The organism is Rhizobium sp. CB3060 (assembly GCF_025200735.1).
Lineage (GTDB): Bacteria > Pseudomonadota > Alphaproteobacteria > Rhizobiales > Rhizobiaceae > Rhizobium.
Window position 1 is genome coordinate 57,368 of the sequence record NZ_CP104158.1, and the last position, 26,306, is coordinate 83,673.

Annotated in this window: 28 protein-coding genes and 1 tRNA gene; 15 read left to right on the forward strand and 14 right to left on the reverse strand. The window is 59.5% G+C overall.

Annotation, left to right across the window (positions count from 1 at the left end):
- Positions 1 to 72: 72 nt before the first annotated feature.
- Together N2601_RS00285 and N2601_RS00290 are read right to left on the reverse strand one after the other, a co-directional pair.
- On the reverse strand, positions 73 to 972 hold the full coding sequence (locus N2601_RS00285; protein ID WP_104821849.1) for a ribokinase: 900 nt from the start codon (positions 970 to 972) through the stop codon (positions 73 to 75).
- A 101-nt stretch (positions 973 to 1,073) separates the two neighbouring features.
- Complete coding sequence (locus tag N2601_RS00290; RefSeq protein ID WP_104821850.1) at positions 1,074 to 2,270, reverse strand: DNA recombination protein RmuC; 1,197 nt, start codon at positions 2,268 to 2,270, stop codon at positions 1,074 to 1,076.
- Between the two features lie 183 nt (positions 2,271 to 2,453).
- Between N2601_RS00290 and def the strand changes: the two genes are divergently transcribed.
- The 5 genes from def (at position 2,454) to truA (ending at position 5,557) form a co-directional block, all read left to right on the forward strand.
- Positions 2,454 to 2,969: a peptide deformylase gene (def, locus tag N2601_RS00295; RefSeq protein ID WP_104821851.1), complete on the forward strand. Its 516-nt coding sequence runs from the start codon at positions 2,454 to 2,456 to the stop codon at positions 2,967 to 2,969.
- Between the two features lie 76 nt (positions 2,970 to 3,045).
- Positions 3,046 to 3,324, forward strand: a complete 279-nt coding sequence (locus tag N2601_RS00300; RefSeq protein ID WP_260303320.1) for a FitA-like ribbon-helix-helix domain-containing protein — start codon at positions 3,046 to 3,048, stop codon at positions 3,322 to 3,324.
- Entirely contained in the window at positions 3,321 to 3,740 is a 420-nt protein-coding gene (locus N2601_RS00305; protein ID WP_104821853.1) for a type II toxin-antitoxin system VapC family toxin, read from the forward strand. Before N2601_RS00300 ends, N2601_RS00305 begins: the two co-directional genes overlap by 4 nt.
- Positions 3,741 to 3,818: 78 nt before the next feature.
- Complete coding sequence (gene fmt / locus N2601_RS00310; protein ID WP_104821854.1) at positions 3,819 to 4,766, forward strand: methionyl-tRNA formyltransferase; 948 nt, start codon at positions 3,819 to 3,821, stop codon at positions 4,764 to 4,766.
- A complete protein-coding gene (gene truA, locus N2601_RS00315; protein WP_104821855.1) occupies positions 4,766 to 5,557 on the forward strand; it encodes a tRNA pseudouridine(38-40) synthase TruA in 792 nt (263 codons plus the stop codon). The genes fmt and truA overlap by 1 nt, the downstream gene beginning before the upstream one ends.
- 682 nt (positions 5,558 to 6,239) lie before the next feature.
- Here truA and N2601_RS00320 read toward each other — a convergent pair.
- From N2601_RS00320 to dapD, 3 genes are all read right to left on the reverse strand, one after another.
- Positions 6,240 to 6,839 (reverse strand): hypothetical protein, encoded by a 600-nt coding sequence (locus N2601_RS00320; RefSeq protein WP_104821856.1) that lies wholly within the window; start codon positions 6,837 to 6,839, stop codon positions 6,240 to 6,242.
- Positions 6,826 to 8,019, reverse strand: coding sequence for a succinyl-diaminopimelate desuccinylase (gene dapE / locus N2601_RS00325; protein ID WP_104821857.1), 1,194 nt, complete (start codon positions 8,017 to 8,019; stop codon positions 6,826 to 6,828). The genes N2601_RS00320 and dapE overlap by 14 nt, the downstream gene beginning before the upstream one ends.
- 158 nt (positions 8,020 to 8,177) lie before the next feature.
- Positions 8,178 to 9,035: a 2,3,4,5-tetrahydropyridine-2,6-dicarboxylate N-succinyltransferase gene (gene dapD / locus N2601_RS00330; RefSeq protein WP_104821858.1), complete on the reverse strand. Its 858-nt coding sequence runs from the start codon at positions 9,033 to 9,035 to the stop codon at positions 8,178 to 8,180.
- Positions 9,036 to 9,245: 210 nt separating this feature from the next.
- Between dapD and N2601_RS00335 the strand changes: the two genes are divergently transcribed.
- Positions 9,246 to 10,118, forward strand: a complete 873-nt coding sequence (locus N2601_RS00335; RefSeq protein WP_104821859.1) for an LOG family protein — start codon at positions 9,246 to 9,248, stop codon at positions 10,116 to 10,118.
- Positions 10,119 to 10,235: 117 nt separating this feature from the next.
- Here the strand turns inward: N2601_RS00335 and N2601_RS00340 are convergent, their stop codons facing one another.
- Positions 10,236 to 10,907 (reverse strand): EF-hand domain-containing protein, encoded by a 672-nt coding sequence (locus N2601_RS00340; RefSeq protein ID WP_260303321.1) that lies wholly within the window; start codon positions 10,905 to 10,907, stop codon positions 10,236 to 10,238.
- A 113-nt stretch (positions 10,908 to 11,020) separates the two neighbouring features.
- Entirely contained in the window at positions 11,021 to 11,725 is a 705-nt protein-coding gene (locus tag N2601_RS00345; RefSeq protein WP_260303322.1) for a pyrimidine 5'-nucleotidase, read from the reverse strand.
- A gap of 215 nt (positions 11,726 to 11,940) precedes the next feature.
- Between N2601_RS00345 and N2601_RS00350 the strand changes: the two genes are divergently transcribed.
- Complete coding sequence (locus tag N2601_RS00350; protein WP_104821862.1) at positions 11,941 to 12,711, forward strand: isocitrate lyase/PEP mutase family protein; 771 nt, start codon at positions 11,941 to 11,943, stop codon at positions 12,709 to 12,711.
- A 111-nt stretch (positions 12,712 to 12,822) separates the two neighbouring features.
- Here N2601_RS00350 and argB read toward each other — a convergent pair whose 3' ends face one another.
- Positions 12,823 to 13,710: an acetylglutamate kinase gene (argB, locus tag N2601_RS00355; RefSeq protein WP_104821863.1), complete on the reverse strand. Its 888-nt coding sequence runs from the start codon at positions 13,708 to 13,710 to the stop codon at positions 12,823 to 12,825.
- Positions 13,711 to 13,892: 182 nt separating this feature from the next.
- On the opposite strand from argB, the gene N2601_RS00360 reads away from it, so the two are divergent.
- From N2601_RS00360 to N2601_RS00370, 3 genes are all read left to right on the forward strand, one after another.
- A complete protein-coding gene (locus tag N2601_RS00360) occupies positions 13,893 to 14,432 on the forward strand; it encodes a sigma-70 family RNA polymerase sigma factor (RefSeq protein WP_104821864.1) in 540 nt (179 codons plus the stop codon).
- Positions 14,429 to 15,139 carry an anti-sigma factor gene (locus N2601_RS00365; protein WP_104821865.1) on the forward strand — a complete coding sequence of 237 codons (711 nt, stop codon included), beginning with the start codon at positions 14,429 to 14,431 and terminating at the stop codon, positions 15,137 to 15,139. Before N2601_RS00360 ends, N2601_RS00365 begins: the two co-directional genes overlap by 4 nt.
- A gap of 108 nt (positions 15,140 to 15,247) precedes the next feature.
- Positions 15,248 to 15,805 carry a fasciclin domain-containing protein gene (locus tag N2601_RS00370; RefSeq protein ID WP_104821866.1) on the forward strand — a complete coding sequence of 186 codons (558 nt, stop codon included), beginning with the start codon at positions 15,248 to 15,250 and terminating at the stop codon, positions 15,803 to 15,805.
- A gap of 57 nt (positions 15,806 to 15,862) precedes the next feature.
- Here the strand turns inward: N2601_RS00370 and yihA are convergent, their stop codons facing one another.
- Together yihA and N2601_RS00380 are read right to left on the reverse strand one after the other, a co-directional pair.
- Positions 15,863 to 16,522: a ribosome biogenesis GTP-binding protein YihA/YsxC gene (gene yihA, locus N2601_RS00375; RefSeq protein WP_104821867.1), complete on the reverse strand. Its 660-nt coding sequence runs from the start codon at positions 16,520 to 16,522 to the stop codon at positions 15,863 to 15,865.
- 110 nt (positions 16,523 to 16,632) lie between these two features.
- Complete coding sequence (locus tag N2601_RS00380) at positions 16,633 to 17,535, reverse strand: LysR family transcriptional regulator ArgP (protein WP_104821868.1); 903 nt, start codon at positions 17,533 to 17,535, stop codon at positions 16,633 to 16,635.
- Positions 17,536 to 17,633: 98 nt separating this feature from the next.
- Between N2601_RS00380 and N2601_RS00385 the strand changes: the two genes are divergently transcribed.
- Positions 17,634 to 18,242 carry a LysE/ArgO family amino acid transporter gene (locus N2601_RS00385; RefSeq protein ID WP_104821869.1) on the forward strand — a complete coding sequence of 203 codons (609 nt, stop codon included), beginning with the start codon at positions 17,634 to 17,636 and terminating at the stop codon, positions 18,240 to 18,242.
- A gap of 178 nt (positions 18,243 to 18,420) precedes the next feature.
- Here the strand turns inward: N2601_RS00385 and yidC are convergent, their stop codons facing one another.
- The 3 genes from yidC to rpmH are packed head-to-tail and all read right to left on the reverse strand — an operon-like array spanning position 18,421 to position 20,791.
- On the reverse strand, positions 18,421 to 20,235 hold the full coding sequence (gene yidC / locus N2601_RS00390; RefSeq protein ID WP_104821870.1) for a membrane protein insertase YidC: 1,815 nt from the start codon (positions 20,233 to 20,235) through the stop codon (positions 18,421 to 18,423).
- Positions 20,235 to 20,636: a ribonuclease P protein component gene (gene rnpA / locus N2601_RS00395; protein ID WP_104821871.1), complete on the reverse strand. Its 402-nt coding sequence runs from the start codon at positions 20,634 to 20,636 to the stop codon at positions 20,235 to 20,237. The genes yidC and rnpA overlap by 1 nt, the downstream gene beginning before the upstream one ends.
- A gap of 20 nt (positions 20,637 to 20,656) precedes the next feature.
- Positions 20,657 to 20,791, reverse strand: a complete 135-nt coding sequence (gene rpmH, locus N2601_RS00400) for a 50S ribosomal protein L34 (RefSeq protein ID WP_041677194.1) — start codon at positions 20,789 to 20,791, stop codon at positions 20,657 to 20,659.
- A 430-nt stretch (positions 20,792 to 21,221) separates the two neighbouring features.
- On the opposite strand from rpmH, the gene N2601_RS00405 reads away from it, so the two are divergent.
- The 3 genes from N2601_RS00405 to N2601_RS00415 all read left to right on the forward strand — a co-directional run bounded on the left by N2601_RS00405 (position 21,222) and on the right by N2601_RS00415 (position 25,123).
- Positions 21,222 to 23,231 (forward strand): HAMP domain-containing methyl-accepting chemotaxis protein, encoded by a 2,010-nt coding sequence (locus tag N2601_RS00405; RefSeq protein WP_104821872.1) that lies wholly within the window; start codon positions 21,222 to 21,224, stop codon positions 23,229 to 23,231.
- 169 nt (positions 23,232 to 23,400) lie between these two features.
- The gene (locus tag N2601_RS00410) at positions 23,401 to 24,921 is read left to right on the forward strand and encodes a sensor histidine kinase (RefSeq protein WP_104821873.1); all 1,521 of its coding nucleotides are present in this window, start codon (positions 23,401 to 23,403) and stop codon (positions 24,919 to 24,921) included.
- A 125-nt stretch (positions 24,922 to 25,046) separates the two neighbouring features.
- A tRNA-Arg gene (locus N2601_RS00415) sits at positions 25,047 to 25,123 on the forward strand.
- Positions 25,124 to 25,277: 154 nt separating this feature from the next.
- Here the strand turns inward: N2601_RS00415 and N2601_RS00420 are convergent.
- A complete protein-coding gene (locus N2601_RS00420) occupies positions 25,278 to 25,718 on the reverse strand; it encodes a MarR family winged helix-turn-helix transcriptional regulator (protein ID WP_260303324.1) in 441 nt (146 codons plus the stop codon).
- A 61-nt stretch (positions 25,719 to 25,779) separates the two neighbouring features.
- Here N2601_RS00420 and N2601_RS00425 point away from each other — a divergent pair, with 61 nt between their 5' ends.
- Positions 25,780 to 26,199: an SgcJ/EcaC family oxidoreductase gene (locus N2601_RS00425; RefSeq protein ID WP_104821875.1), complete on the forward strand. Its 420-nt coding sequence runs from the start codon at positions 25,780 to 25,782 to the stop codon at positions 26,197 to 26,199.
- Positions 26,200 to 26,306: the final 107 nt, after the last annotated feature.

Genomic DNA, 26,306 nt, shown 5'->3' on the forward strand with positions numbered 1-26,306 from the left:
AAGGCAGGCAGGAGGAGAATGATTGTGAAGCGCAAAAATTTAATTAATTTGTGCGGCTAGGAATGGTGGGTCTCAAAGACGCGCGGCGACGTCGCCTGCAACCGGAATCGATGGCTGCGCGCCCGGCTTCAGGCAGGCGAGCGAACCGGCGACCGCGGCCCGGCGCAGAGCCGCATGAAAATCCAGGCCCTGGTCGAGGCTGGCGGCAAAATAGCCGCAGAAGGTGTCGCCGGCGCCGACGGTATCGACCGGCTCGATGACGAGACCCTTGGCACGCGAGAGTTCGCCATCGCGGATGGCAATGACGCCGTCGCCGCCGAGCGTGACGATCAGCGTCTGACCCGTTTCGCCATGCAGACGGATTAGTGCCGCCTCGCGATCGCTGGCCGACATATTGTCCTGGCCTGCCAGCCTTTCGAATTCCGTCTCGTTGGCGATGACGATGTCGGCAAGACGTCCGAGCCGTGCCGCATCGGGAATGAGGGGGGCGAGATTGAGAACGGTGCGGATGCCCTTGGCCTTTGCCGCCGCGAGCGCGGTCTCAACGGCGGCGACCGGGATTTCGAATTGCAGCATCAGCGTATCGCTCGGGCTCAGCGTATCGACCACTGCGGTCGCCTGTTCGGCTGTTATCGTGCCGTTGGCGCCGGGCACGACGGCGATCATGTTCTCGCCATCGCCGCCAACGAGGATCAGGGCAGTGCCGGTCGGCTCGGAAACGTGGTTGACGGTGGAAAGATCGGTGCCGGCGGCGTTAAGCAGGGCAAGCGCAGGCTCGGCGAAACCATCATTGCCGACAGCGCCGGTCAAACGCACCGTCGAGCCGGCACGCCGCGCTGCCAAGGCCTGATTGGCGCCCTTGCCGCCGGCAGCGGTGGAAAAGCCGTTGCCCGCCACGGTCTCGCCCGGCTTCGGCAGACGGTCGGTGGTGGCGATGAGGTCCATATTGATGGAGCCGAAAATGGTGATCATGGGATGTTCCGCCCTGCTTGTTGATGTCGCATGATCCATTCAGAACCGATTTATAGGTTTGAGGATCATGCATTGATTTGGCGCGACACTGCCCGAAGCGATCAGTCCTCGTCAACCACCCTGAGCTTGAGTTGGCCGGTGCGGTTGTCGATCGGTTTCGGCCGGTCGTCGGTGGTCGCCTTCGTCGGCTCGCCGGCGGCCTCGAATTCCAGCGCTTCTATCCTCTCGCCGCGGCGTGCCAGCTTGTCGGCGGAGGTGACGATCATGTCGACATCCTTCTGCGCCATGGCGAAATGCCCCTGCAGCTTGCGTACCCGCTCGTCGAGGCGGGAAAGATCGTTCATCAGATGCGCCACTTCGCCCTGGATCATATGTGCCTGCTCGCGCATGCGCTGGTCCTTCAACACCGCCTGGATGACCTGGATCGACAGCATCAGCAGCGACGGCGAGACGATGACAATGCGCGAACGCTGCGCCTTCTGCACGATCGCTTCGAAATTCTCGTGGATTTCCGCAAAGATCGATTCGGAGGGAACGAAGAGGAAGGCCGTATCCTGCGTCTCTCCCTGAATGAGGTATTTTTCGGCGATATCGCGAATATGCACTTCGAGGTCCCGGCGGAATTGCTGCGCGGCGATCTTGCCCTGCTCGGGGCCTGTCGCCGCCGCGTTGCGGATGGCGTTCCAGGCCTCCAGCGGAAATTTGGCATCGATGACCAGCGGCGGCGAGCCGTTCGGCATGCGCACGGTGCAGTCCGGCCGCGATCCGTTGGAGAGCGTCGGCTGGAAGGCATAGGCGCCCATCGGCAATCCGTCGGCGATGATCGTCTCCATGCGGGCCTGGCCGAAGGCGCCGCGCGTCTGCTTGTTGGAAAGGATTGCCTGGAGGCCGACGACATCCTTTGCCAGCGACTGAATATTGTTCTGCGCAGCGTCGATGACGGCGAGCCGCTCCTGCAGGCGGCGCAGGTTCTCGTGCGTAGAGCGCGTCTGCTCGCCGATCGTCGCCGTCACCCGCTGCGACATGCCGTCGAGCCGTTGATTGATGGCATGGTTGAACTCCGCCTGCCGCGAACCGAACACTTCGGCCATGGTGGCGAGCCGTCCCTGCATTTCCGCCTGCGCCCGGAGAAGCGCCGCCATATTGTGCTCGGCATCCTCGGCCCGCAGCATATCCTCCTCACCCCGCCGCCCATTATTGTTGAGGACAAGGACGACAACGGCGATCAGCAGCAGGATGACAAGGCCGGTCAGAACAGGAACTGCCGGAATCTCTTGGCCGAAGAGCATAAAGGACATGATATCGGATACTCGTGGAACTCGTGCCTGCACCATAACAAAACTTTGGAGAATATCCAGATCAAAACGTGAACAAAATTTAGGGAGTTATGATCGACCTGAAGTCGCAAGCGTTGAAAAAACACCCTCCAACCGCCATCTAAATAATTCCATCGCACTGCAAGATGCGTTATGGGAAACTTCATGACGATCAAGCCACTCATCATTTTGCCCGATCCGTTGCTCCGCCAGGCCTCCGCGCCCATCGAGCGCGTCGATACCGAAGTCCAACGCCTTGCCGACGATATGCTGGCGACCATGTACGATGCGCCAGGCATCGGCCTTGCGGCCATCCAGATCGGCGTTGCCCGCCGCATGCTGGTGATCGACGTGTCGCGCGAAGGCGAGGACAAGCAACCGCTGGTCTTCATCAATCCCGAAATCGTCGCCTCTTCGGATGAGCGCTCGGTTTATGAGGAAGGCTGCCTCTCCATTCCGGATTATTATGCCGAAGTCGAGCGTCCGGCCCGCGTTACCGTCAAGCATCTCGACCGCGACGGCAAGGAACAGATCGTCGAGGCCGACGGCCTCCTCGCCACCTGTCTTCAGCACGAGATCGACCACCTGAACGGCGTGCTATTCATCGACTACATCTCGCGCCTGAAGCGCGACATGGTCATCAAAAAGTTCACCAAGGCGGCGAAGGCAAAGGCGCTCTGAAGGGAAGGTTGAAAAACCATCCGGGCAGGCCTATGATATCAGTGATATCAAATGGAGGTGCTGAATGAGCAACCTTTTGATTCGCGATATTCCGGATGCCATGAAGCATGATCTCGCAGAGCGGGCAAAACAGACTGGCCGCAGTCTCTCCGACGAGGCAAAGGAGCTTTTGCGGGCGGCGTTAGTGGCGGAGGATGCTAACGCCGGTCGCAGCGGATTGTCTGCGTGGGATGTTTTGCGTCCCATTTTCTATACCGAAGATGCTGCTGCTGCCGAAGAATATGGGCGCATCATGAAAGAGATCGAAGCGGAACGGAAAAAGGATTTCGGCCGACCAGTTGAGGATTTCGAGTGATCCTGCTCGATACGAATATCCTCTCCGAATTGACGAAGCCTGTGACCGACCGCAATGTCGAAGCATGGTTTCAGATGCAACCCATCATGAATCTCTATCTCTGTGATATTGTGGTGATGGAGCTGTCTTATGGGGCGGAACGCTTCTTACTTCGAACGGGATCGTACCGCTACATTCAAATGTTCAACGAGCAACTCGTTTCTTTTCGCGGCAGGATCCTGCGTTTCGATCATCAATCGGCCATCGAAACCGGTCGCATTCGAGCGGGGCGTGAAAGGACCGGCCATCAGATCTCCGTCCAGGACGCCATGATCGCTGCCATCTGCCTAGCACAAGGCGCGACGCTGGCGACGCGGAACACAAAAGACTTCGAGGGGCTTGATCTTAAGCTCGTAAACCCGTTTGAAGGCGGTTAGGGCCTGATCGCCAAAAAATCGCAAAGCGGTTTTTGGCCAAGATCATGCCAAACGAGAGAATTCAGCCGGACGGATCGCATGTCGCTCAGCATCATCTTTATGGGAACGCCCGAATTTTCCGTGCCGACTTTGCGGTTGCTGGTCGATGCGGGACACCGGATTTGCGCTGTTTATACGCAGCCGCCAAGGCCCGGCGGGCGGCGTGGGCTCGATCTCCAGAAGTCGCCGGTGCACCAGGCGGCGGAGCTGCTCGGCCTGCCGGTTTTCACGCCCGTCAATTTCAAGGAGCCCGAAGAGCGCCAGCGTTTTCGCGAGCTCGATGCCCATGTCGCCGTGGTGGTCGCCTATGGCCTGCTGCTGCCGGAGGCAATCCTCTCGGGTACGCAGTTCGGCTGCTATAACGGCCATGCTTCGCTGCTGCCGCGCTGGCGAGGTGCTGCGCCCATCCAGCGGGCGATCATGGCCGGCGACAAGAAGACCGGCATGATGGTGATGAAGATGGACAAGGGCCTCGATACCGGTCCGGTCGCACTCACGCGGGAAGTGGAGATCGGCGACACGATGACGGCGGGCGAGTTGCACGACAAGCTGATGATGGTTGGCGCCAAGGCGATGGTCGAGGCGATGAACAAGCTGGAGCATGATGAACTGCCGCTGACCGCGCAGGCTGCCGAGGGCGTCCTCTACGCCGCCAAGATCGATAAAAGCGAGACACGCATCGATTTCAGCAAGCCGGCTGCGGATGTTCACAACCATATTCGCGGCCTCTCGCCCTTTCCCGGCGCCTGGTTCGAGGCCGAGATCGCCAGCCGGCCAGAACGGATCAAGGTTCTCGGCTCCGAACTTGCCGAAGGCGAGGGCGCGGCCGGCGAAGTGCTGACCGACGGTCTGGTCATCGCCTGCGGTTCCGGCGCCGTCCGGCTGACGAAATTGCAGAAGGCGGGCGGCAAGCCGCTGGCTGCGGCCGATTTCCTGCGCGGCACGCCGATTGTGCCGGGCACGATGTTGGCGGCGGGACCAGCCTGATGCCTCGTTACCGCATGACCGTCGAATATGACGGCATCCCTTATGTCGGCTGGCAGCGCCAGGACAACGGTCCTTCCGTGCAGGGCGCGATCGAGGGCGCCATCTTGTCTCTGACTGGCGAAAAGGTCTCCATTCGCGGCGCGGGACGCACCGATTCCGGCGTGCACGCGATGGGCCAGGTCATGCATGCCGACCTCTCTAAGGAATGGAAGACCTACACGCTCCGCAATGCGCTCAATGCGCATCTGAGGCTTGCCAAGGAGCGGGTCGCCATTCTCGATATCGCCGAGGTTGATGCGCACTTCGACGCACGCTTTTCGGCCATCCGCCGCCACTATCTCTATCGCATCATCACCCGCCGTGCGCCCTTGGCATTGGAAGCCGGGCGTGCCTGGTGGGTGCCGAAGGATATGGATCATGAGGTCATGCATGCGGCGGCCCAGACGCTGGTCGGCCGGCATGATTTCACCACCTTCCGTTCGGCCCATTGCCAGGCCAATAGTCCGGTGCGCACGCTCGACCGGCTGGATGTGACCCGCAATGGCGAGCTCATCGAAATCCGCGCCACGGCGCAGAGTTTCCTGCACAATCAGATCCGCTCGTTCGCCGGCACGCTGAAGCTTGCAGGCGAGGGAAAGTGGACTGTGGACGACGTGCGCGCTGCGCTGGATGCGCGAGACCGCAAGGCATGCGGCCCCGTCGCTCCGCCGGATGGGCTCTATTTCATGCAGGTGGATTATCGCGACGGCGTTGGACCCGTGGACGCCGATGACGAACAGGACGATTCCTAGCCTCCGTTGGATGGCTCGGGATGCCTGTCAGCGACGACACTATCCTTCGACAACATTTCTGCGTCGATTCCACCCTCTCCTCAGCCCCGAGAGCGGCATCCAGCCCATCGGGCGGCGGCCGCCTCCGTCAATTGACACACTCAGCGTCTGAGCTGCGCCACCGAAATTGAACATGAGCGCGCCATTGCCACGAATTGCGTCCACATCAAGTGTGGCCGCACACATCGCGGTCTGGCCAAGCGCCATGCCAATATTTGGGAGGGACTCGACTTGAGTAGCAGACTGTGGGGGGAGCAGGTTATCGCGGCACTGAGATCCTCAGGTGCAACAGAGCGTCACCTGTTCATGTCCTCAACCACCCAGCGGAAAAATAAAATAATCAAAGCTGCAAATAATAGTAATTGCATCATCTTTGGCAGATCAAGCATATCATAGCTCTCTAATTTATCGCTGCATCATGCAGACGAGCTATAATAAACCGGAATGCGTCAATGACCATCTACTATGGGGATACATTAAGATTGCGGTTAATATATGGTTTATATTGAATGTATTCAGCGCAACTGAAAATATCGAGACATGACCCGTGAATATATTGCCGCGACTACATCGCCCGGCAGTGATGGCACGTGACGACGTATGACGGCTTTCGTCCGCCACTTTGTCAGAGGTGTCTAACCACTCAACCCGGCGGATAGATGCCGAGGAAGCGCTGGAGAAAATCCGTCAGCAGCATGGTCGGGATCAGCAGTATCAGCGTCAGTGCGCCGACGAAAAGCGGATGCGCACCGCAGATCATTCGGAGGATACGCGCCAGCGAGAAGACGATCGCCATCATCAAGGCCAGCCACAGGATGGCCGCCAGCCCATTGGAACCGGGTACGAAGGCGAGCAGCGCGATCAGCAGGGAATTGAGATAGGAAGTCGGCAAGCCGAGCCAGTTGACCACCACGACGATAGGCGCGAATTTGTCGCCGAAACGAAAGATCATCAGTAGCACGCCGGCCAGTATCAGCGGCGCCAGCCAGCTTGCTGCCTCGACCAGCGCCAGGCGAAAGAAGAAGGCCATGCCGGTCGAGGTTTCCGGCGGCATGGCGGTGAGATAGGCCTGCTGCCACCAGAGCCATGAAATGCCGATCGGCGGCAGGCTCCAGAGGATCGCCCAGAAGGATCGCAGCATGCCGCGGTCTGATATGTCGAGATATTGGAAGCCGCGGGCGTCCATCCGAATCAAAAGCCACAGGCCCGCCAGATAGTATTGGACTTCCCTAAAGGTCGGCATTCGCAAACCAGCGCTGGATGAAGGTCTCGTAGATCTCGGTCAGGGTTTCGAGATCCGATAGCGCCACCCGCTCATCGACCATGTGCATGGTCTGGCCGACAAGACCGAATTCCACGACAGGGCAATAATCCTTGATGTAGCGTGCATCCGAGGTGCCGCCGGTGGTGGAAAGCTTCGGTGTGCGTCCGGTGACATTTTCAATTGCCGACGATAGCGAAGCGATCAGGGCATTGTTGCGCGTCAGGAAAACCTGGCTTGGACGTTCGGACCAGACAATGTCATATTTAGTCGGCTCACGACCTGGCCGCAGCGTTTGGTCTGCTGCGGCGGCATCGAGGCGGGCAAGGATTTCCGCCTTCAGCGTCTCGACGCTCCATGTGTCGTTGAAACGGATATTGAAAACAGCCGTCGCCTTGGCGGGGATGACGTTGGTTGCGGCGTTGCCGACGTCGATCGTCGTCACTTCGAGGTTCGACGGCTGGAAATTGTCGGTGCCGGCGTCGAAGGGCGGATGGAGCAGCGCTTCGGTCAGTTTGACGATGCTGCGCACCGGATTGTCGGCCAGGTGCGGATAAGCGGCATGGCCCTGCACGCCATGAACCGTGATGAAACCGGATATCGAACCGCGGCGGCCGATCTTGATCATGTCGCCGAGCTGGTCGGGATTGGTCGGCTCGCCGACCAGCGAGGCGTCCCATTGCTCGCCCCGCTCGGCGGCCCATTGCAACAGCTTGACCGTACCGTTGATGGCCGGGCCTTCTTCGTCACCGGTGATCAGGAAGGAAATGGAGCCGGTAGGGGCACCATGTTTCTCGATATGGCGGGCGACTGCGGCGGCGAAACAGGCAATGCCACCCTTCATATCGACGGCGCCGCGGCCGAAAAGCTCATCACCAGCGATTTCGGCAGCAAAGGGCGGATGGCTCCAGGATGCGGCATCGCCGACTGGCACGACATCCGTATGGCCGGCAAACATTAGATGCGGACCCTCTGTGCCGAGGCGGGCATAAAGGTTTTCGATATCGGGCGTTCCCGGCTCGCTCGCCGTCATGCGCTCGACTTTGAAGCCCAGCGGCAGCAGCATATCGGCAAGCGCGGTCAGTGCGCCGCCTTCGGCGGGTGTGACAGACGCACAGCGAATGAGGGTCTGCAGATTGGTGACGGGATTGGTAACGGTCATCGGAGGCAACTTATCCGGCGAGAAATGGCAAAGCGATGGCAAAGGATCGGCGATGAGTCGAAAATCTTTGCCACGATTGCAGCAATCGCACAGGCATGCGCACCCGGCAAGCATAAGGGAAGCGCGATGTGACAACCGCGCTTCCAAAAAATTGTAAATCAGTCGCGCAGCAGCTCGTTGATGCCAGTCTTCGAGCGGGTCTTTTCGTCGACGCGCTTGACGATGACGGCGCAGTAGAGGCTGGGAGCGGGCTGGCCGTTCGCCATCGTGTTGCCGCTCGGCAGCGCGCCGGCGACGACGACGGAGTAGGGCGGCACTTCGCCATAGGTGATTTCGCCGGTGGCGCGATCGACGATCTTCGTGGACTTGCCGATGAAGACGCCCATGCCGAGCACGGAACCTTCGCGGACGATGCAGCCTTCGACGACTTCCGAGCGGGCGCCGATGAAGCAGTTGTCCTCAATGATCGTCGGGCCGGCCTGCATCGGCTCCAGCACGCCGCCGATGCCGACACCGCCCGAGAGATGTACATGCTTACCGATCTGGGCGCAGGAACCGACGGTCGCCCAGGTGTCGACCATGGTACCTTCGCCGACATAGGCGCCGAGATTGACGAAGGAAGGCATCAGGATGGCGTTCGGGGCGATATAGGCCGAGCGGCGGACGACGGCGTTCGGCACGGCGCGGAAGCCGGCCTCGCGGAAGCGGTTCTCACCCCAGCCTTCGAACTTCGACGGCACCTTGTCCCACCAGGTCGAGCCGCCGGGGCCGCCGTCGACGATCTGCATGTCGTTCAGGCGGAAGGAGAGCAGCACCGCTTTCTTGAGCCACTGATTGACCGTCCAATTGCCGTCGGAACCACGTTCGGCGACGCGGACCTTGCCGCTATCGAGCAGGTTGAGTGCCGTCTCGACGGCGTCGCGAACTTCGCCGCGCGTCGACGCGTTCACGTTATCGCGATTTTCGAAGGCAGCCTCGAGGGTCTTTTCGAGAGAAACGAGATCGGTAGCGCTCATGGGAATTCCTTAAAACGTCGGTGCCTATCGTAATTTCCGGAAATGGTCCGGAAGCAGTTGACTGGTCCTATAGCATGGGTCTCGAAAATGGAATGTCTTTTCCGCGCCGATTGAGCTTGGATTCAAGGCATTGTAGGGCATATGCAAGAGCTTGGTCTTCCTGTCAGTTGTTGGAACGCCAGTCATGATCGATTTGAAAGGCATCAGTAGATGAGCAAGGGGAAGAACGGCAGGCTGAGACGCAAGGATGGGGTATGGGACCCTCTGAAGTCGAGCTCGGCCGACAAGAAGCGCGCCGAATCCGTGCCGAAGACGCCGCAATCCATGTCGCCGTCCTATCGGCTCGCCTATGCCGACGAGGATTTCCTCTGCCGCGAGGAATTGCGGCCGATCCGGCTGCAGCTCGAACTGTTGAAGACCGAGATGTATCTTACCGAACGCGGCATCAACTCAACAGTGGTTATGTTCGGTGGCGCGCGTATTCCAGCCCCCGGCACCAGCGCCTGGGCGGCGCGCAATGATGTGCAGCGCGCCAATCTCGAGGCGGCATCCGTTTACTACGAGGAAGCCCGCAAATTCGCCCGGCTTTGCGCGCGCTACTCCGCCGGCTTTGACTTCCATGAATATGTCGTGGTCACCGGCGGCGGCCCCGGCGTCATGGAGGCCGGCAATCGCGGCGCTTCAGAAGAGGGGGCGCCCTCCATCGGCCTCAACATCGTGCTGCCGCACGAGCAGGCGCCGAATGTCTACGTGACGCCGGAACTCAGCTTCAATTTCCACTATTTCGCGATCCGCAAGATGCATTTCATGGTGCGCGCCAAGGCGATCGCGGTATTCCCGGGCGGTTTCGGCACGCTGGACGAGCTGTTCGAATGCCTGACACTCATCCAGACAGGCCGCATGGAACGCCTGCCGCTGATCCTGTTCGGTGAAAAGTTCTGGCGCGAAATCATCAATTTCGATGCGCTCGCCGAATTCGGCACCATCGCGCCTGACGATGTCAAGCTGATCAGCTTCGTCGATACCGCCGACGAAGCCTGGAAGATCGTCGCGGACTTCTACGAGCACGATAACGGACACTGAAACGAAAGGCCCGCCGTCGCGTCTGCGGGGCGGGCCTTTTCAGCATGGGACGATGGCCTGGAATGATCCCGAAAACTATGAAGCGGTTTTCGGATAGGATCGTGCCCAACCGAACATTCAGAGCAGGGGACGGTTCGGCATGTCGTCCAGCGAGATCACGCCGTCATGGTTGCGGTCCATGCGGTCGAAGAGCTTGTTGGCGGCGTCTTCGGCCTCCTGCTTGCTGATCTGGCCGTTTTCATCCGTATCGACGCGTTGGAACAACAGGCTCGTGCGCATTAGAGCAGCTTCGTGCATGAAGCGGCCGCGCGGGTGGTGACCGTGATGCTTGCCCGCATACTGGTTGTCGCCGCTCGGAGCCTGATCCGCTTGAGCCTGGTCGCCCTTGCCCTGGTCGCCCTTGCCTTGATCCCCCTTGGCCTGATCGGCTTGAGCTTGATCCTCGGCGCCCTTGGCGCGTTCGGCCTTCCACTCCTTGATGCGCTCCTTGCGATAGGCGCGCAGTTCGCCGGGGGTGATCTCGCCGTCCTTATTCGTGTCGATCTGGTCAAAGATCTTGTCGACGCCGGCCTTGACCTCGTCCTTGGAAATCTTCATGTCGCCGTTGGTATCGAACTGCTTGAGCATGCGCACATAGACGACTTCCGGCGAAAAGCCCGGGCGATGCCAGCGACCGCCGGGGCCGCCCATGCCGTCATGGGCCTGCGGAGCGGCAAAACTTGCCTGGACGGCGGCGCCGACCAGAAGAGTTGCGGAAAGTCCTGCCAGAAGAAGTTTTTTCCCGTTCATCGTTTTTCCTTTCGTACTGAAGAATGGTCAAACGATACGGCTGAAGGCAAAAAACGACCAATTAAACATCGGTAAGGCGGATGAAACTTTCGTAACCCGATCCTAAAAAACCATTAAACGAGGGTCTTGAGAAAAGCGGTCAGATCGTCGGTCACATAGTCGATATGATCGTCCTCGCCGCTCGTCTTCTCCCACCATTCGACCACTGTGCCTTCGAGATTCTGCGGCACGAGCAGCACGGTCTTCATGCCGAGCGCTTTCGGCACGGTAAGATTGCGCGGCAGGTCCTCGAACATGGCAGCGCGCTTCGTGTCCACCCGATTGAGGCTCATGAACTTGTCGTAGGTGCTGCCTGCCGGCTTCGGCACGTAGTCGGCCGCGACGATGTCGAAAATATCGTCGAAGTTATCGAGGATGCCGAGCGCGCCGGCGGTCGCCTGCGCATGCTTGACGCTGCCGTTGGTGAAAATGAATTTGCGGCCCGGCAGCGCCTTGATGGCGGCGGCGAGCTCCGGCTGGGGCATCAGTGCCGAATAATCGATCGCATGCGCCTTCTCCAGGAAATCATTGGGGTCAATGCGATGATGGATCATCAGCCCCTGCAATGTCGTGCCATGCTCGAGGTAATATTGCTTCTGCAGCTTTCGCGCCTCGTCCCGCTCCATCTGGAGGAGTGCGGAAACATAGGCCGTCATGTTCTTGTCGATCTGCGAGAAGAGATCGACATGATGCGGATAGAGCGTGTTGTCGAGATCGAATACCCAGTCGCGGATATCCGAGAAATCGGCGGGTTGAGGCAGCGTTCTTGTTTGGGTCATGGCGGCCTTATGGCATGTGCTATTGCCTGAGGAAAAGGAAAATATGCCGCGTATATGAGAAACATCGCAGACATTGTCGGCTATCCTAATGCAGGCTATGGTTTTGCCGATTGATTTTTAGGGTTCTGCGCTATTTGCCGGCTAGAGAGGAGTCTGTGCCTCTTCGGTTACCAAGGACAAATGCGCCCGGTGAGGTTTTTCAGGAGGGGGATAGTATGAGTCAGGTGGAAAAGGCGGCAGAGTTCGCCAGGCTGCATCGGAAGGGCGATCCGCTGATCCTCTTCAATATCTGGGATGCCGGCTCGGCCAAGGTAGTCACCGAAGCAGGCGCCAAAGCGCTGGCAACGGGGAGTTGGTCGGTCGCCGCGGCCAATGGTTTCGGCGATGGCGAGGCAATACCGCTGTCGCTGCTGGCGGTCATTACCCGCCTGATTTCGGTCACGAGCCCCCTGCCGGTCTCCGTCGATTTCGAAGGCGGCTATGCCATAGAGCCGGATGCCGTCGCCGCGAATGTCGAAAAGATCATGGATCATGGCGCAATCGGCATCAATTTCGAGGATCAAGTGGTCGGCGGCCGCGGCGTTCATCCGATTGAGATGCAGGTGGCCCGCATCCGCGCCATCCGGGAGATGGCCGACCGGCGGGAAATGCCGCTGTTCATCAACGCCCGCACCGATCTTTTCCTGCAGGAAAGCGATACGGCCCATCATCAGATTCTGCTGGAGGAAGCTTACCGCCGCGCCGACGCTTTTGCCGAGGCCGGCGCCAGCGGCTTTTTCGCGCCGGGGCTCGTCGACGCGGAATTCATCGAAGCCGTCTGCGATCGCTCACCTCTGCCGGTCAACATCATGGTGCGTCCGACAACGCCCGATAACATCACCATGGGCAGGCTCGGCGTCAGCCGCATCAGCTACGGCCCCGCGCCCTATAGGACCGTGATGGGAATGCTGAAGAGCGAGGCCGAGGCGCTCTATCAGCAGACCTGATCATCCTGGCTTTTTCTGCGCAAACACGCGCTCTACTGATTTCGGTTGAACGCGCAGTTGCCGACAATGAGAGAACCACGCCTTCCCAACTTGGGGAGGGCGTGTTTTTCCTTAAGGGACAATCAGCGTACCGGCGCCGCGTTCGGTGAAGATCTCGAGCAGCACGGAATGGGCAGTCTTGCCGTTGAGGATGACGACGCCCTGGACACCTGCCTTGATCGCGTCGATGCAGGTCTCGACCTTCGGGATCATACCGCCGGAAATCGTGCCGTCGGCAATCAGCGCATGCGCCTGGGCGACGGAGAGTTCCTTGATCAATTGGCCTTGCTTGTCGAGCACGCCCGGAACGTCGGTCAAGAAGAGCAGGCGGGTGGCGCTGAGCGCGCCGGCGATGGCGCCGGCGAAGGTGTCGGCATTGATGTTGTAGGTGGCGCCGTCGCGGCCGGGAGCGACCGGCGCGATGACCGGGATCATTTCCGACTTTGCCAAGAGGTCGAGCAGCGTGCGGTCGACTTCGACCACTTCGCCGACAAAGCCGAGATCGAGCACGCGCTCGATATTGGAATCCGGATCCTTGATGGTCTTATGCGCTTTCTCGGCGAAGACCATGTTGCCGTCCTTGCCGCAAAGGCCGATCGCCCATTCGCCAGTCTGGTTGATCAGCGCAACGATTTCCTTGTTGATCGAGCCGGCCAGCACCATTTCGACGATCTCGACGGTCTTGGCGTCGGTCACGCGCAGGCCGCCTTCGAATTTCGATTCGATGCCCATCTTCGTCAGCATGGAGCCGATCTGCGGACCGCCGCCATGGACGACGATCGGGTTGACGCCTGACTGTTTCAGAAGCGCGATATCGGCCGCAAACGCCTTGCCGAGCTCCGCATTGCCCATGGCATGACCACCGTATTTCACCACGATGGTCTTGTTTTCATAACGCTGCATATAGGGTAGGGCCTGAGCGAGCAGGCTGGCTTGAAGTTCGCTTTGGGATTCGGACATGGGGCACCCCGTAAAATTGATCGCGGCCTTTTATCTCAAGTTTTTGACAGAGGGAATAATGGTGACAGGATTAGTTTTTCCTGCGTCATATCGCGCCCCGCCCATTATCATCCTTTGAGTGAGCTTGCCGCCCGATGCTTTTCCCCTAAGATATCTTGAATAAGCCGCGATCGGGGGATCGGATGGCGAGTGAGGAGATAGAGGCGCTCATCGGCCGGGTCGCGATGCGCGACCAGAAAGCCTTTGTCGCGCTCTATAAGAAGACGAGTCCGAAACTCTATGCCGTGTGTCTGCGTATCCTCGGCAATAGAACGGACGCCGAGGAGATTTTGCAGGAAGTTTATGTGAAAATCTGGCAGCGGGCGGAGCGCTTTATCGCCTCGGAAGGGCCGGCGATCCCGTGGCTGACCACGATTGCGCGCAATCAATCGATCGATGCTATCCGTGCCCGAAAACCTGTCGCAGACGAAATTGATACGGCCTATGATCTTGCTGATACCGAACCTGGACCCGAAGAGCAGGCAATAGTGAAGGGAGAGGGAAGGCGGATTGACAGGTGCATGGAAGAGTTGGAAGCTGATCGGGCGCGGGCTGTTCGCAGCGCCTATGTGGATGGCCTAAGCTACCAGGAACTTGCCGAGCAATATGCGGTGCCTTTGAATACCATGCGCACCTGGCTGCGCCGAAGCCTGATTAGACTGAGAGAGTGCATGGACAGATGAGTACGCCCGATCAAAGCAAGGGAGGTCGCTCCCGAGATGAAGTCCTGGCCGGAGAATATGTGCTCGGCGTGTTGTCATTGGAGGATCGGCAGAAGGTAGAGCGGCGCATGCGCAGCGATCGGCAGTTCGCCGCCATCGTCAGCCGCTGGGAGCAGAATCTTTCGGGATTCAACGACGATTACGACATGGTCCCGCCGGCCGCCTCCGTCTTTCCCAAGATCGAAAGGCGCATTTTTGGAGAAGCCGCTTTCGGCGCCAATCTCTGGAATTCTTTGTTGCTCTGGCGGTCCGTCGCCTTCGGTTCCTTGTTTCTCGCAGCCGGCGTTCTGGTTTTCACCGTCACGAACAACGTCTCGAAGCCGCAGCCGGGCAGGCAGCTCACCGCATCTCTTACCGGACAGAACAGCCCCATCAATTTGCTGGCGGATTATGACGTCACAAGCGGACGACTGAAGGTGACGCCGGTCGCTGCCGGCCAGCCTCAGGAAAAATCATTGGAACTCTGGCTGATCCGCGGCAGCGAGCCGGCCGAGGCGCTCGGCGTCCTGCCGCAGACCGGCGAGGGCGAGATCGTCCTGCCGCAGGAGATCCACGGTAAGCTGACGGAAGGCGCGATCATCGCCGTCAGCGTCGAGCCCTTCGGCGGTTCGCCGACGGGCAAGCCCACGGGCGATGTCATTGCCTCCGGCACGATCCATTTGCCCTGAAAGCATCTTTCTTCCGAAAAAAGAATCGCGGCTGAAACTCTTCCTTCGGCGCCTCCGTACCTTGCTCTGACCCCATGTGATCGGGGCAAAAGAGGAAGAGGACAAGCCATGATGAAGACCGCAATCCGCATCGCCGCAGTGGCCGTAACGCTTTCGGCCGCGACCGGCCTCGCCTATGCGAAGAACCCGACCGTCGGTGGCGCGCCGATGTTCGCCAGCAAGAACATCATCGAAAATGCCGTCAACTCGAAGGACCACACGACGCTGGTCGCCGCCGTCAAGGCCGCCGGCCTTGTCGATACGCTGGAGGGCAAAGGCCCCTTCACCGTCTTTGCGCCCACCAATGAAGCCTTCAAGAAGCTGCCGCCCGGCACGGTCGAGACGCTGCTGAAGCCGGAGAACAAGGCGATGCTGACGAAGATCCTGACCTGCCATGTCGTCGCCGGCGATGACATGGCCGCCGCCATCAGGAAAATGTCGATGGGCAATGGCGGCGAATATGATCTGAAAACGGTCGGCGGCTGCACGATCAAGGCCACGGAAATGGGCGGCAAGCTGACGTTGACCGACGAGGCCGGCGGCACCGCTCACATCACCATTGCCGACGTTAAGCAGTCGAACGGCGTGATCCACGTGGTCGACAAGGTGTTATTGCCGAAAATGTAACGACCATCGGCAGCATGGCCGCCACTTTTCTAACGTCGAGGGTGGCGGCCTCTTTTGTCAGACGGCGATGCCGACCGTCAGGCCGATCGCCTGACGCAACTCCTGTAGGCCCTCGGCCTTCTCCGAGGAGGTGGCGAGGATGCCGGGATAGGCGGCGGGGCGCTTGCGGATCTTTTCGGCCGTATCGGCCACCAGCTTCGGCAGGCCCGCAGCCTTGATCTTGTCGGTTTTGGTCAAGACGATCTGATAGGAAACCGCGGCCTTGTCGAGCAGCGACAGAACCTCTTCGTCATTTTTCTTGATGCCGTGGCGGCTGTCGATCAGCACATAGACACGCTTCAGCGTCGACCTTCCGCGCAGATAGTCGAAAACCAGTTTCGTCCAGGCATCCACCTGCTCCTTCGGCGCTTCGGCATAGCCGTAGCCGGGCATGTCCACCAAGGCCATCGGCGGCAGGTCGGTTCCTTCGCCGGAAAAACCGTCGGGAACGAAATAGTTGAGTTCCTGCGTGCGGCCCGGCGTATTCGAGGTGCGTGCCAGACCCTTCTGGCCGACCAGCGCATTGATCAGCGACGACTTGCCGACATTCGAGCGCCCGGCGAAAGCCACTTCCAGCGGCCCCTCGGGCGGCAGGAATTTCATCGCCGGCACGCCGCGGATGAAGATCCATGGGCGCCCGAAAAGCGGCTTGTCGTCTTTTATCGTCTGATCTGCCATGCGCTCGCGGTCTTCCGGTTCAACTGGCTGACTGGCTTCGGGGTTTTGGCTGGGAAAGTCAAGTTTTGATCGTCAGCTCTTCGTTGGCGGCTGGCGTTCCAAAGCAGTCGTCAGGACGGAATAAGCGATCTTTTTGCAACATCGATAACGGTTTGGGTAAGCAGGGCAAGCCGGTCTGCGGCGAGACGGCTAATCTGCCAGTAGAGGGTCACATCCAGAGGCGTGTCCGGCACCAGTTCGACCAGCCGCCCAGCCCGAACATGGTCTTCAATGAGATGAACCGGGTTCATTCCCCATCCCATCCCCAGCAGGCTGGCTTCGACGAAGCCTTGTGTAGAGGGCAACCAGTGTGTTGGCACGTTACTGTGGACTCCGAACACACGTTGGAGCCAATCGATTTGGAGGCGATCCTTCTGACTGAAGATCAATGAAGGCGCGACGGCTATGGCCTCCGGTGTCACGCCATGGGGAAAATACCGTCGAACAAAGTCGGGGCTTGCTGTGGCATGGTAGCGCATAGCACCCAAGGAATAGCGGCGGCACCCGGAAATCGGTTGTTCCATGCTGGTGACGGCAGCAATGACCCTTCCGCGCTGAAGCCAGTCCGCGGTGTAATCCTGATCATCAACCGAGATATTGAGAAGATAATCCGACGTGTTGGCGAAGCGCGCCGTCGCTTCCAGAAACCAGGTTCCAAGACTATCGGCGTTCGTCGCGACCTGAAGCGTGACCCGCTGCTGAGGTTTTCCACGCTCGCTGAGAGAGGGGAGATGTTCGAGCAATTCGCTTTCCAGAATGCCGACGTTTTCCATGTGCCGGCAAAGCCAGTCGCCCTGTTCCGTGGCGATACAAGGCGTCCCCCTGATGACGAGCGCAGTGCCGACCCGTTCTTCGAGTTGCTTGATCCGCTGAGAAATGGCCGACGGCGAAACGTTCAGTACCGCAGCCGCTTTTTCGAAGCTGCCGGTTTGAACAACGGCGGAGAGAACGCGAAGAGCCGGGTAGTCTATCATGGATAAGCTACGCTTAATCAGTGTAAGGAGGTTTAAGTATCCTAAATCGGCGATCGGGTCTATGGAGCCGCGAGGCTTTTGAGGCGGGCAATATCGGCATGGATTTCTCGACATATTTTACCGGAATGACGATGGGGCTAAGTCTCATCGTCGCCATTGGCGCGCAGAATGCGTTCATCCTTCGCCAAGGTTTGCGCCACGAGTACGTCTTCGCGGTCTGCCTTGCCTGCGCACTGTCGGACGCTGTCCTCATCGTGATCGGGGTCACGAGTTTAAAGCAGGTCGTCGACGTGCTGCCATGGCTCGATCCCCTCATGCGCTACGGCGGGACCGCGTTCTTGGTCTGGTATGGGGCGAAAAGCCTGTTATCCGCGCTGCGATCCACCGGCGCTCTGTCGGTGGCGAAGAGCAATTCGGCGAGCTTCGGTAAGACCATGGCCATGTGCCTTGCACTGACTTGGCTCAATCCTCACGTTTACCTCGACACCGTTGTGCTTCTCGGAACGATCGCGACGCGCTTTCCAGGTCATCAGGCGGAGTTTGCCGCAGGGGCCACGACAGGGTCGTTCCTGTTCTTCTTTTCACTGGGATACGGCGCGACCCGACTGAAGCCCATCTTTTCGCGGCCGGCATCATGGCGCATTCTCGAGGCAATCATTGCCTGCGTCATGTGGCTGATCGCTTTCAAACTTCTCGGCGGGATGTGAAGTTCGCCGGGATGGCGGACGAGAAGAGCGCCATCTTGTATGACGTGCATCGGCTTTTTACTGCATAAACTGCCCCAGCGCGGCGCTTTCTCGTACGCTTTCGCCCTCTCGGCGATCGCAGTTGACGGCACTTGCCACCCAATAACGAAAAAGCCCCGCCGGAGCGGGGCTTGTATCGTCATTTCGAGGGCGCCGGTTTTCGTTTGAACAGGCCCTTCAGATTGTCGAAGAGTTCCACTTTCACGCCATGGCGCTTCATGATGATCGACTGCTGGATGACCGAGAGCGTGTTGTTCCAGGCCCAGTAGATCACGAGGCCGGCCGGGAAGCTCGACAGCATGAACATGAATACCAGCGGCATCCAGTTGAAGATCATCGCCTGCGTCGGGTCGGGCGGCGTCGGGTTCATGCGCATCTGCAGGAACATGGTAACGCCCATGATCAGCGGCCAGACGCCGAGATGCAGGATAGTCGGAGCGGCGAACGGCAGCAGGCCGAACAGGTTGACGATCGAGGTCGGATCGGGAGCGGAAAGATCCTGGATCCAGCCAAAGAACGGCGCGTGGCGCATCTCGATGGTGATGTAGATCACCTTGTACAGCGAGAAGAAGATCGGGATCTGCAAGAGCACGGGCCAGCAGCCCGCGATCGGGTTGATCTTCTCTTCCTTGTAGAGCTGCATCGTTGCCTGCTGCAGCCCCATGCGATCGTCGCCGAACTTGGCCTTCAGCTCTTCCATCTTCGGCTGCATGCGCTTCATGTTCGCCATCGAGGCATATTGCTTGCTGGCGAGCGGGAAGAACAGCGCCTTGACGACGATGGTCGTGCAGAGGATCGCGACACCGAAATTGCCGAAGAAGTGGAAGAAGAAATCCATCAACTTGAACATCGGCTTGGTGATGAAATAGAACCAGCCCCAGTCGATCAGGCGGTCGAAACGCGGGATCGAATAGCTCGTCTCGTAGCGGTCGATGACGGGCACTTCCTTGGCGCCGGCGAAGACCAGGCTCTTCAGTTCCTGCGACTGGCCAGGAGCGATGGTGATGGCATCCTGCTTATAGTCGGCCTGGTAGCGCGGCTGACCGTCGGTGAAATGCGAGAAGTGAGCATCGTAGGCGGTCGACTGCGGCGGCACGATCGTTGCGGCCCAGTACTTGTCCGTGATGCCGAGCCAGCCGCCGGTCGCCTTCGCAGGATTGACGGCTTCCTTTTCAGCGGCGGTATATTTGGTCTCGATCAGCCCGTCATCGCCGATGACGCCGATGAAGCCTTCATGCAGGACATAGGCCGTCGGCGTGGTCGGCTTGTTGTAGCGGGTCACGCGGCCATAGCTCGACAGCGACACCGGCGCCTGACCGGCATTGGCGACCTTGTCGGTGATCGTGAACATGTAATGATCGTCGACCGAAATGGTGCGGGTAAAGGTGATGCCCTTGTCGTTGGTGTAGGAGAGCGTCACCGGCGTCTTCTCAGTCAGCTTGTCGCCGCCGGAAAGGGTCCAGATCGTCGAGGGGCCTGGAACGGCGCCGGTCGCGTCGCTGCCGATATAGCCGAGCTCGGTGAAATAGCCGTCCTTGGTGTCGGCCGGGCTGAACAGCGTGATGATCGGGCTGCTCTTGTCGACCGTCTCGTGATAGGTCTTGAGCTGCAGATCGTCGAGGCGTGCACCTTCCAGATTGATGGAACCGGCAAGCGCGGCGGTGTCGATGGCGACGCGCGAGGACGACGTTTTGGCAACCGATTGATCGCGGTTGAGGGTCGTCGGTGCGGTCTGGTCGTTCGCGGGCAACGAGCCGTTCACGGGGGTGCCTGCGGCCGGGGCCTGCGTCTGCGTCTGCGTCGACTGAGCCTGCTGCGTCTGCTGCTGCAGCTTGGCGGCCTGCTCGGCCTGGCGCTGCGCGTCGAGACGCGGGTTCATGTAGAAAAACTGCCAGGCGAGAACAATCAGCACAGACAGGGCAATTGCTATGAAGTAATTGCGGTTGTTTTCCATCATACTTTCCTGGAGCGGTCCGTTTCCGGCCGCCGGTGTTTCGGCCTGGTTTCGATGCGGCTGACGAGTTCGCTCGCCAGTTTCTCGAAAGGTGCGGTCAGCACATCGCGCCGCGCGACAACCACATAGTCGTGTCCGGGCTGCATTGCAAACCCCGCATGAAGCCGCACGGCTTCTTTCAGCCTGCGCCGCATGCGGTTGCGTTCGACCGCGTTGCCATGTTTTTTGGTGACGGTAAAACCAACGCGAGGTTCGGCGTCGGTGAGCTTGCGGTCCAGCACTTCAATGAGGAAGAGGCTTCCCCTGCGTTTTTCGCCTTCACGGACTACAAGAAACTGCGGCCGGCTTTTCAGCCGCCCGACAGTCTTTTTGGGTCGTTCATTCGTCAATTCGCCCGCCATCTTATCGGGCATTCCGGCCCTTAGGCCGAAAGACGCTTGCGACCGCGGTTACGGCGAGCGGAGAGAACCGCGCGGCCGCCCTTGGTAGCCATGCGCGCACGGAAACCGTGACGACGCTTGCGGACAAGCTTGGATGGTTGATAGGTACGCTTCATTTATTTAAACACCGCGGAGTGCGGCCCTTCTTGAGCTTTGCTTTAAAAGCAAGGAGCGTTGTTGATTATGGCGAACGGGCTTGGCCTGCAAAGGCAGGCTCCATGACCGGACGTGCGCGGGCTTATAAGGATCAAGGCCCCGGAAGTCAATTATACCGGCGCAGATTCTCAGAATCCGGCTTCTCTCGTCAAAAGATACTTTGCTCAACCAGTGCGTGAGCGCGATGAAAGTCGCAGGCAACCGGATTAACTAATAAGTTTCCAATATTAAACGTGGTTGTTGCTAGGAGTTTGCTAGCTCATTGAAAGTGTTTCGAAATTTATATTAAAGATATCGCAAGACAACATTAATGATTTTAGTCGATATCTAGAGATATGTCGGGAAAAGCCCTGGCTTTTTGGGGGTCTTCCGCTTCTAGGGAGCATATCGTTGAAGATTCGTGGTAAAATCAATCTGCTCGTATCCGTGATGGCTGGTGCCGCGCTTTTGATCGGCGCAACCGCTCTTTATGCGGTCGATCAATATGACGGGCAGCTCGATGCCTATGAGCTTGCGTCAAGCCGCGCCTATATGGGCGAGCGCCTGAACCGCTACGTCACCGCGGTCGTGATGGAATCGCGCGGCATCTATGCTTCCAGTACCACCAAGGATGCCAAGAACTTCGCCGACGGATTGATGAAAGATCTTGACGAGATCGACAAGGTGATTGCCGCCTGGTCGCCGTTGGTCCCCGAAGAGCAGAAAGCCGAATTCACCAAATTGCAGGATCGCGCGAAGGAATTCCGCACATTTAGAACCGAGACCGCTCGGCTCGGTGTAGCGGAAAGTCCGGAGGCCGCCAACAAACAGGGCAACAACGACGCCAACCGCGCCAATCGCAAGGCATTCCAGGCTGAGATCGATGCGGTCGTTCAGACCGACAAGGCAGCGCTTGATGTTGTCGATGACGAGGTCACGGCTTTCCGCCAGACGGTCATGTGGGCCGTGCTCGGCATGATGGTGGCGGGGATCGGCGCCGGCGCCGGCCTCGGCATGTACATTGGCACCGCGCATCTCAGCCGGCCGATCCGCAAGGTGACCGAGACCATCAAGCAAGTGGCTGACGGCAATTTCGATATCGAGGTTCCTTTTGCCGGACGCGCCGACGAAATCGGCGAGATGGCCGCCGCCGTCGACGTATTCAAGCAGAACGGCAATGCCGTGCGCCGCATGAATGCCGAGGAGACCGCGATGCGCGCCAAGAGCGACGACCTGCAGTCCAGCATGTCGCTCGTCGTTTCCGCTGCCGCGGCCGGCGATTTCAGCCGCCGCATCGAAAAGGATTATGGCGACGTCAACCTCAATCGTTTTGCCGGCAACATCAACGAACTTCTGACGAGTGTCGACACCGGTGTCGGCGAGGTCCGCCGCGTCCTTGCGAGCCTTGCCGAAGGCGATCTGACCCAGACGATGCGAGGCGAGTTCCACGGTGCCTTCGCCGAGCTGCAGCAGAACGTCAACAGTACCTTTGCGACCCTTAAGAGCACCATGCGCGAAGTGCGCGAGACGACCGGCTCCATCAACACCAATACCAACGAACTGCGCAGCGCCAGCGACGATCTCTCCAAGCGCACCGAACAGCAGGCCGCTGCCCTGGAAGAGACCTCGGCGGCGCTCGACCAGATCACCGCCGTTGTGCAAAGCTCGACCGAGCGGGCACAGGAGGCGAGCGTCATGGTGACGGAAGCCAAGGAGAACGCCGCTCATTCCGGCATGGTGGTTCGCAACGCCGTCGAGGCCATGGGCCGCATCGAACAAGCATCCGGCGAGATCAGCCAGATCATCGGCGTCATCGACGAGATCGCCTTCCAGACCAATCTGCTGGCGTTGAATGCCGGCGTTGAGGCTGCCCGTGCCGGTGAAGCCGGTAAGGGCTTCGCCGTCGTCGCCCAGGAAGTGCGGGAATTGGCGCAGCGCTCCGCCACCGCCGCCAAGGATATCAAGGCGCTGATCAGCAAGTCGGGCGATCAGGTGCAAGTGGGCGTCAAGCTGGTGCAGGCAACGGGCGAGGCGCTGGCGGCGATTGAGGCGCGGGTCTTGAAGATCAACGATCATATCCATTCGATCGCAACGGCCGCCCGCGAACAATCGACTGGCCTGACGGAAGTGAATAAAGCCGTCAATCAGATGGACGAAGTGACGCAGCGCAACGCTGCCATGGTCGAGGAAACCTCCGCAGCTACCCATCGCCTCTCGGCCGAGGCCGATGGTCTCGTCAGCCTCGTTGCCCGCTTCAAGGTCGACACGGGCGCTACCTCCGCTCCGGTGGCTGCGCGCACCGAAACGCATCGTCCCGTCGCATCGCCGGCACGCCGAATGCTCGGCAAGGTCGCTGGCGCCTTTGCGGGCGGTGCCGCTACGGCAGCAGCACCGGCAGCGCAGGGCTGGGAGGAATTCTGATCCGGCCCGGGTTCTGACGGAAGGGCGCGGCGACGCGCCTTTCCTGTCTTTTGACATAACCAATCCGCCGTGCTGCCATAGAGGCGATTGGAAAAACTGTCACAATCTCCTATTATCTGCTTCGATATGTCGTCATCAGATCGCTTTGAAACAAAGCGGGACAGCCGAAATGGATAGTGAGCAAGACAGCAACGTCGGCGAAGGCAGCAAGGCCGAGGCTCGGGGTCACTCGCGTTTCTACCGCCCCACTGGCATTTTCGGCGGCCTTTCCGGCAAGCTCCTGATGCTCACGGTCGTTTTCATCCTGCTTGCCGAAGTGCTGATCTTTGTTCCCTCCGTCGCCAACATGCGCTTGCGCTGGCTGGAGGACCGGCTGAACACGGCCGCCGCCGCCGCCATTGTCATCGATGGCTTGCAACCGGTCGAACTGCCCCGCGCGCTTCAGAAGGAAACGCTGATGGCGACGGGTACGCGTGCCATCGTGTTGCGCAAGGACGGCACCTCGCGGCTGTTGGCGACCGCCGAGATGCCGGCTTCCGTCGACGAGCAATATGATTTGAGCGACGTCTCGCTGCCGACAGCGATGCGCGATGCGCTGGACACGCTGCTGTTCGGCGGCAACCGCATCATCCGCGTCTTCGGTCCGGTTGGCGGCGACACCGGCACCGGCATCGAAGTGGTGCTGAAGGACACAAGGCTGCGCAGCGCCATGCTTGCCTATTCCGGCAGTGTCCTTTTCGTCTCGATCCTGATTTCGCTGTTCACCGCGACCCTGATCTTCTTTGCCATCAATCGCATGATGATCCGCCCAATCCGGCGCCTGACCGACAGCATGCAAACCTATTCGGATGATCCAGAAGACCCCGCCCGCGTGTTGGTGCCGGACGGTGGACGCGACGAATTGGCCGTGGCCGGCCGCCATCTCGCCTCCATGCAGTCGCAGTTGCAGAAGACGCTGAAGCAGCAGAAGAACCTCGCCGCTCTCGGTCTCGCCGTGTCGAAGATCAATCACGACATGCGCAACATCCTGTCGGCCGCGCAACTGATGTCCGACCGCCTGGTCGATGTCGACGACCCGATGGTCAAGCGCTTTGCGCCAAAGCTGCTGCGCACTATCGACCGCGCCGTCGGCTATACGACCGAGGTGCTGTCCTTCGGCCAGACCTCCGAATCCGCCCCGCGCCGCCGCCGCGTGCATCTGCTCGAACTCATCGACGAGGTGCGCGATATCTTGGCAATCGACCCTGATAGCGGCATCGAATTCGTCGTGCAGATGAGCCCGGATCTGGAGGTCGATGCCGACAGCGAGCAACTGTTCCGCATCATCCACAATCTCTGCCGCAACGCCCATCAGGCCCTGGTCGCCTTTGCCGAGACCGCGCCCGACAGCATCCGACGAATCACGGTGTCTGCGCGTCGCATTGGCAGCGTCGTCAGCATCACCGTCGACGATACCGGCCCGGGCATGCCGCAGAAGGCGCGGGAAAACCTCTTCACTGCCTTCCGCGGCTCCGCCCGCTCCGGCGGCACCGGTTTGGGGCTGGCGATCGCCCGCGAACTGGTGCTTGCCCATGGCGGTACCATCGCGCTGGTGGAAAAACCCGCCGCCGGCACCCAATTCCGCATCGAAATTCCCGACCGCCCGGTTTCGCTCGACGACTACCGCAGCCGCAGCTTTCACGAAAACTGAGCGTTTTCAGCCTCTTCGCGATACTCGTAGCGAAAATCGCAATCTTTTTCACAAATCCACTTGCATTCCCCGGAAGGACGCTTTAGAGAACCGCCCACGCCAACGGTTCCTTCCGTTTCGGCCACGCACCCGTAGCTCAGCTGGATAGAGCACCAGACTACGAATCTGGGGGTCAGGAGTTCGAATCTCTTCGGGTGCGCCATTTTCTCCATCATTCCGGAACAGCCGGGCATCAATCTCGATCGAGATGATTTTAAGCCCGATCGGCCCAAAATCAGCCTGATCTCGATCACGTAGTTGGAGCGGGACTCCGCCGAAAACCGCCCACACTTTCCGGCATCCCTTGCTGCTTTGCCTCAACGCATCCTCGGCTGCATGTCATCCTTTGCCGCGATGGTCCGCAGGGCGGTGCGCAATATCTGATAGGCTTGCTCTCCCAAAAGCTCACGATATCGTCGTTCGTTCCCGTCGTTAAATTCGTGAACGATCTGCATCACCTGTCGCGCCTTCGGACCGGCGGTGACGAGCTTAGCGCGCCTGTCCGTAGGGTCGGGCGCCCGCTCGACATAGCCAAGGCGTTCCAGATCATCAATCAGTTCGCCCATCGCGGCCTTGCCCATACCTGCCCTCTCGGCAAGCAGACTGGCTCGGGTTCCTTCTTCATCAATATTGGCAAAGATTGCGCCATGCTTCGGCCGAATGGCTGGATGGCCGCGCTTGTGCAGCGTCTCGGTGAGCGCGTGTGCGGAGGCCTGATAGGCATAGAGCAGAAGTGACTGCGTGTAAGGCGTTACCATATTTCCAATTAATTCCGGTTGCCATATAGTATGGAAGCCATATTAAGATAGGGGACTTGAGATGTCACTGTATCCTGACGTTGGACAAGCCGCGCAACAGATCGTTGATGCGTTCGTCGCCGCATGGAATAGCCACGATGCCAGGGCCTTTTCCGCGATATTTGCGCAAGATGCTGATTTCACGAACGTATTTGGAATGAAGGCAAGAGGCCGGTCATCGATCGAGCAGTTTCACAGGCCCATATTCGAGACGATGTTCAAGGATAGTCAGCTCGAAGCAACCGAAACGCAAATTCGTCCTATCCGGCCCGATGTTGTCGCGCTCGACATTCACTGGAGCATGACGGGCGCGCGTGATCCGAGAGGGAATGAATGGCCAGAGCGCCACGGGCTGATCAACATGGTGATCGTGCGCGAACAAGACGTCTGGTCAATTGCTGTCATGCACAACATGGACTTGCCCGCGGACGGCAAAGCGTAAGCTCAGCGTAAGCTGCAGAGTTGACGCGCTCTTCACAGCCAAGATGTGGGCTACGTGCGGCGAGCCACGATGATGGTGGCGAGCTGCCCGCCAGCAATCGAATCCGT

What these genes read in the sequence shown, in the direction of transcription:
- N2601_RS00285 (WP_104821849.1), bottom strand. Translation starts at nt 972, where the DNA reads ATGATCACCATTTTCGGCTCCATCAATATGGACCTCATCGCCACCACC.
- N2601_RS00290 (WP_104821850.1), bottom strand. Translation starts at nt 2,270, where the DNA reads ATGTCCTTTATGCTCTTCGGCCAAGAGATTCCGGCAGTTCCTGTTCTG.
- def (WP_104821851.1), top strand. Translation starts at nt 2,454, where the DNA reads ATGACGATCAAGCCACTCATCATTTTGCCCGATCCGTTGCTCCGCCAG.
- fmt (WP_104821854.1), top strand. Translation starts at nt 3,819, where the DNA reads ATGTCGCTCAGCATCATCTTTATGGGAACGCCCGAATTTTCCGTGCCG.
- truA (WP_104821855.1), top strand. Translation starts at nt 4,766, where the DNA reads ATGCCTCGTTACCGCATGACCGTCGAATATGACGGCATCCCTTATGTC.
- N2601_RS00320 (WP_104821856.1), bottom strand. Translation starts at nt 6,839, where the DNA reads ATGCCGACCTTTAGGGAAGTCCAATACTATCTGGCGGGCCTGTGGCTT.
- dapE (WP_104821857.1), bottom strand. Translation starts at nt 8,019, where the DNA reads ATGACCGTTACCAATCCCGTCACCAATCTGCAGACCCTCATTCGCTGT.
- dapD (WP_104821858.1), bottom strand. Translation starts at nt 9,035, where the DNA reads ATGAGCGCTACCGATCTCGTTTCTCTCGAAAAGACCCTCGAGGCTGCC.
- N2601_RS00335 (WP_104821859.1), top strand. Translation starts at nt 9,246, where the DNA reads ATGAGCAAGGGGAAGAACGGCAGGCTGAGACGCAAGGATGGGGTATGG.
- N2601_RS00340 (WP_260303321.1), bottom strand. Translation starts at nt 10,907, where the DNA reads ATGAACGGGAAAAAACTTCTTCTGGCAGGACTTTCCGCAACTCTTCTG.
- N2601_RS00345 (WP_260303322.1), bottom strand. Translation starts at nt 11,725, where the DNA reads ATGACCCAAACAAGAACGCTGCCTCAACCCGCCGATTTCTCGGATATC.
- N2601_RS00350 (WP_104821862.1), top strand. Translation starts at nt 11,941, where the DNA reads ATGAGTCAGGTGGAAAAGGCGGCAGAGTTCGCCAGGCTGCATCGGAAG.
- argB (WP_104821863.1), bottom strand. Translation starts at nt 13,710, where the DNA reads ATGTCCGAATCCCAAAGCGAACTTCAAGCCAGCCTGCTCGCTCAGGCC.
- N2601_RS00360 (WP_104821864.1), top strand. Translation starts at nt 13,893, where the DNA reads ATGGCGAGTGAGGAGATAGAGGCGCTCATCGGCCGGGTCGCGATGCGC.
- N2601_RS00365 (WP_104821865.1), top strand. Translation starts at nt 14,429, where the DNA reads ATGAGTACGCCCGATCAAAGCAAGGGAGGTCGCTCCCGAGATGAAGTC.
- N2601_RS00370 (WP_104821866.1), top strand. Translation starts at nt 15,248, where the DNA reads ATGATGAAGACCGCAATCCGCATCGCCGCAGTGGCCGTAACGCTTTCG.
- yihA (WP_104821867.1), bottom strand. Translation starts at nt 16,522, where the DNA reads ATGGCAGATCAGACGATAAAAGACGACAAGCCGCTTTTCGGGCGCCCA.
- N2601_RS00380 (WP_104821868.1), bottom strand. Translation starts at nt 17,535, where the DNA reads ATGATAGACTACCCGGCTCTTCGCGTTCTCTCCGCCGTTGTTCAAACC.
- N2601_RS00385 (WP_104821869.1), top strand. Translation starts at nt 17,634, where the DNA reads ATGGATTTCTCGACATATTTTACCGGAATGACGATGGGGCTAAGTCTC.
- yidC (WP_104821870.1), bottom strand. Translation starts at nt 20,235, where the DNA reads ATGGAAAACAACCGCAATTACTTCATAGCAATTGCCCTGTCTGTGCTG.
- rnpA (WP_104821871.1), bottom strand. Translation starts at nt 20,636, where the DNA reads ATGGCGGGCGAATTGACGAATGAACGACCCAAAAAGACTGTCGGGCGG.
- rpmH (WP_041677194.1), bottom strand. Translation starts at nt 20,791, where the DNA reads ATGAAGCGTACCTATCAACCATCCAAGCTTGTCCGCAAGCGTCGTCAC.
- N2601_RS00410 (WP_104821873.1), top strand. Translation starts at nt 23,401, where the DNA reads ATGGATAGTGAGCAAGACAGCAACGTCGGCGAAGGCAGCAAGGCCGAG.
- N2601_RS00420 (WP_260303324.1), bottom strand. Translation starts at nt 25,718, where the DNA reads ATGGTAACGCCTTACACGCAGTCACTTCTGCTCTATGCCTATCAGGCC.
- N2601_RS00425 (WP_104821875.1), top strand. Translation starts at nt 25,780, where the DNA reads ATGTCACTGTATCCTGACGTTGGACAAGCCGCGCAACAGATCGTTGAT.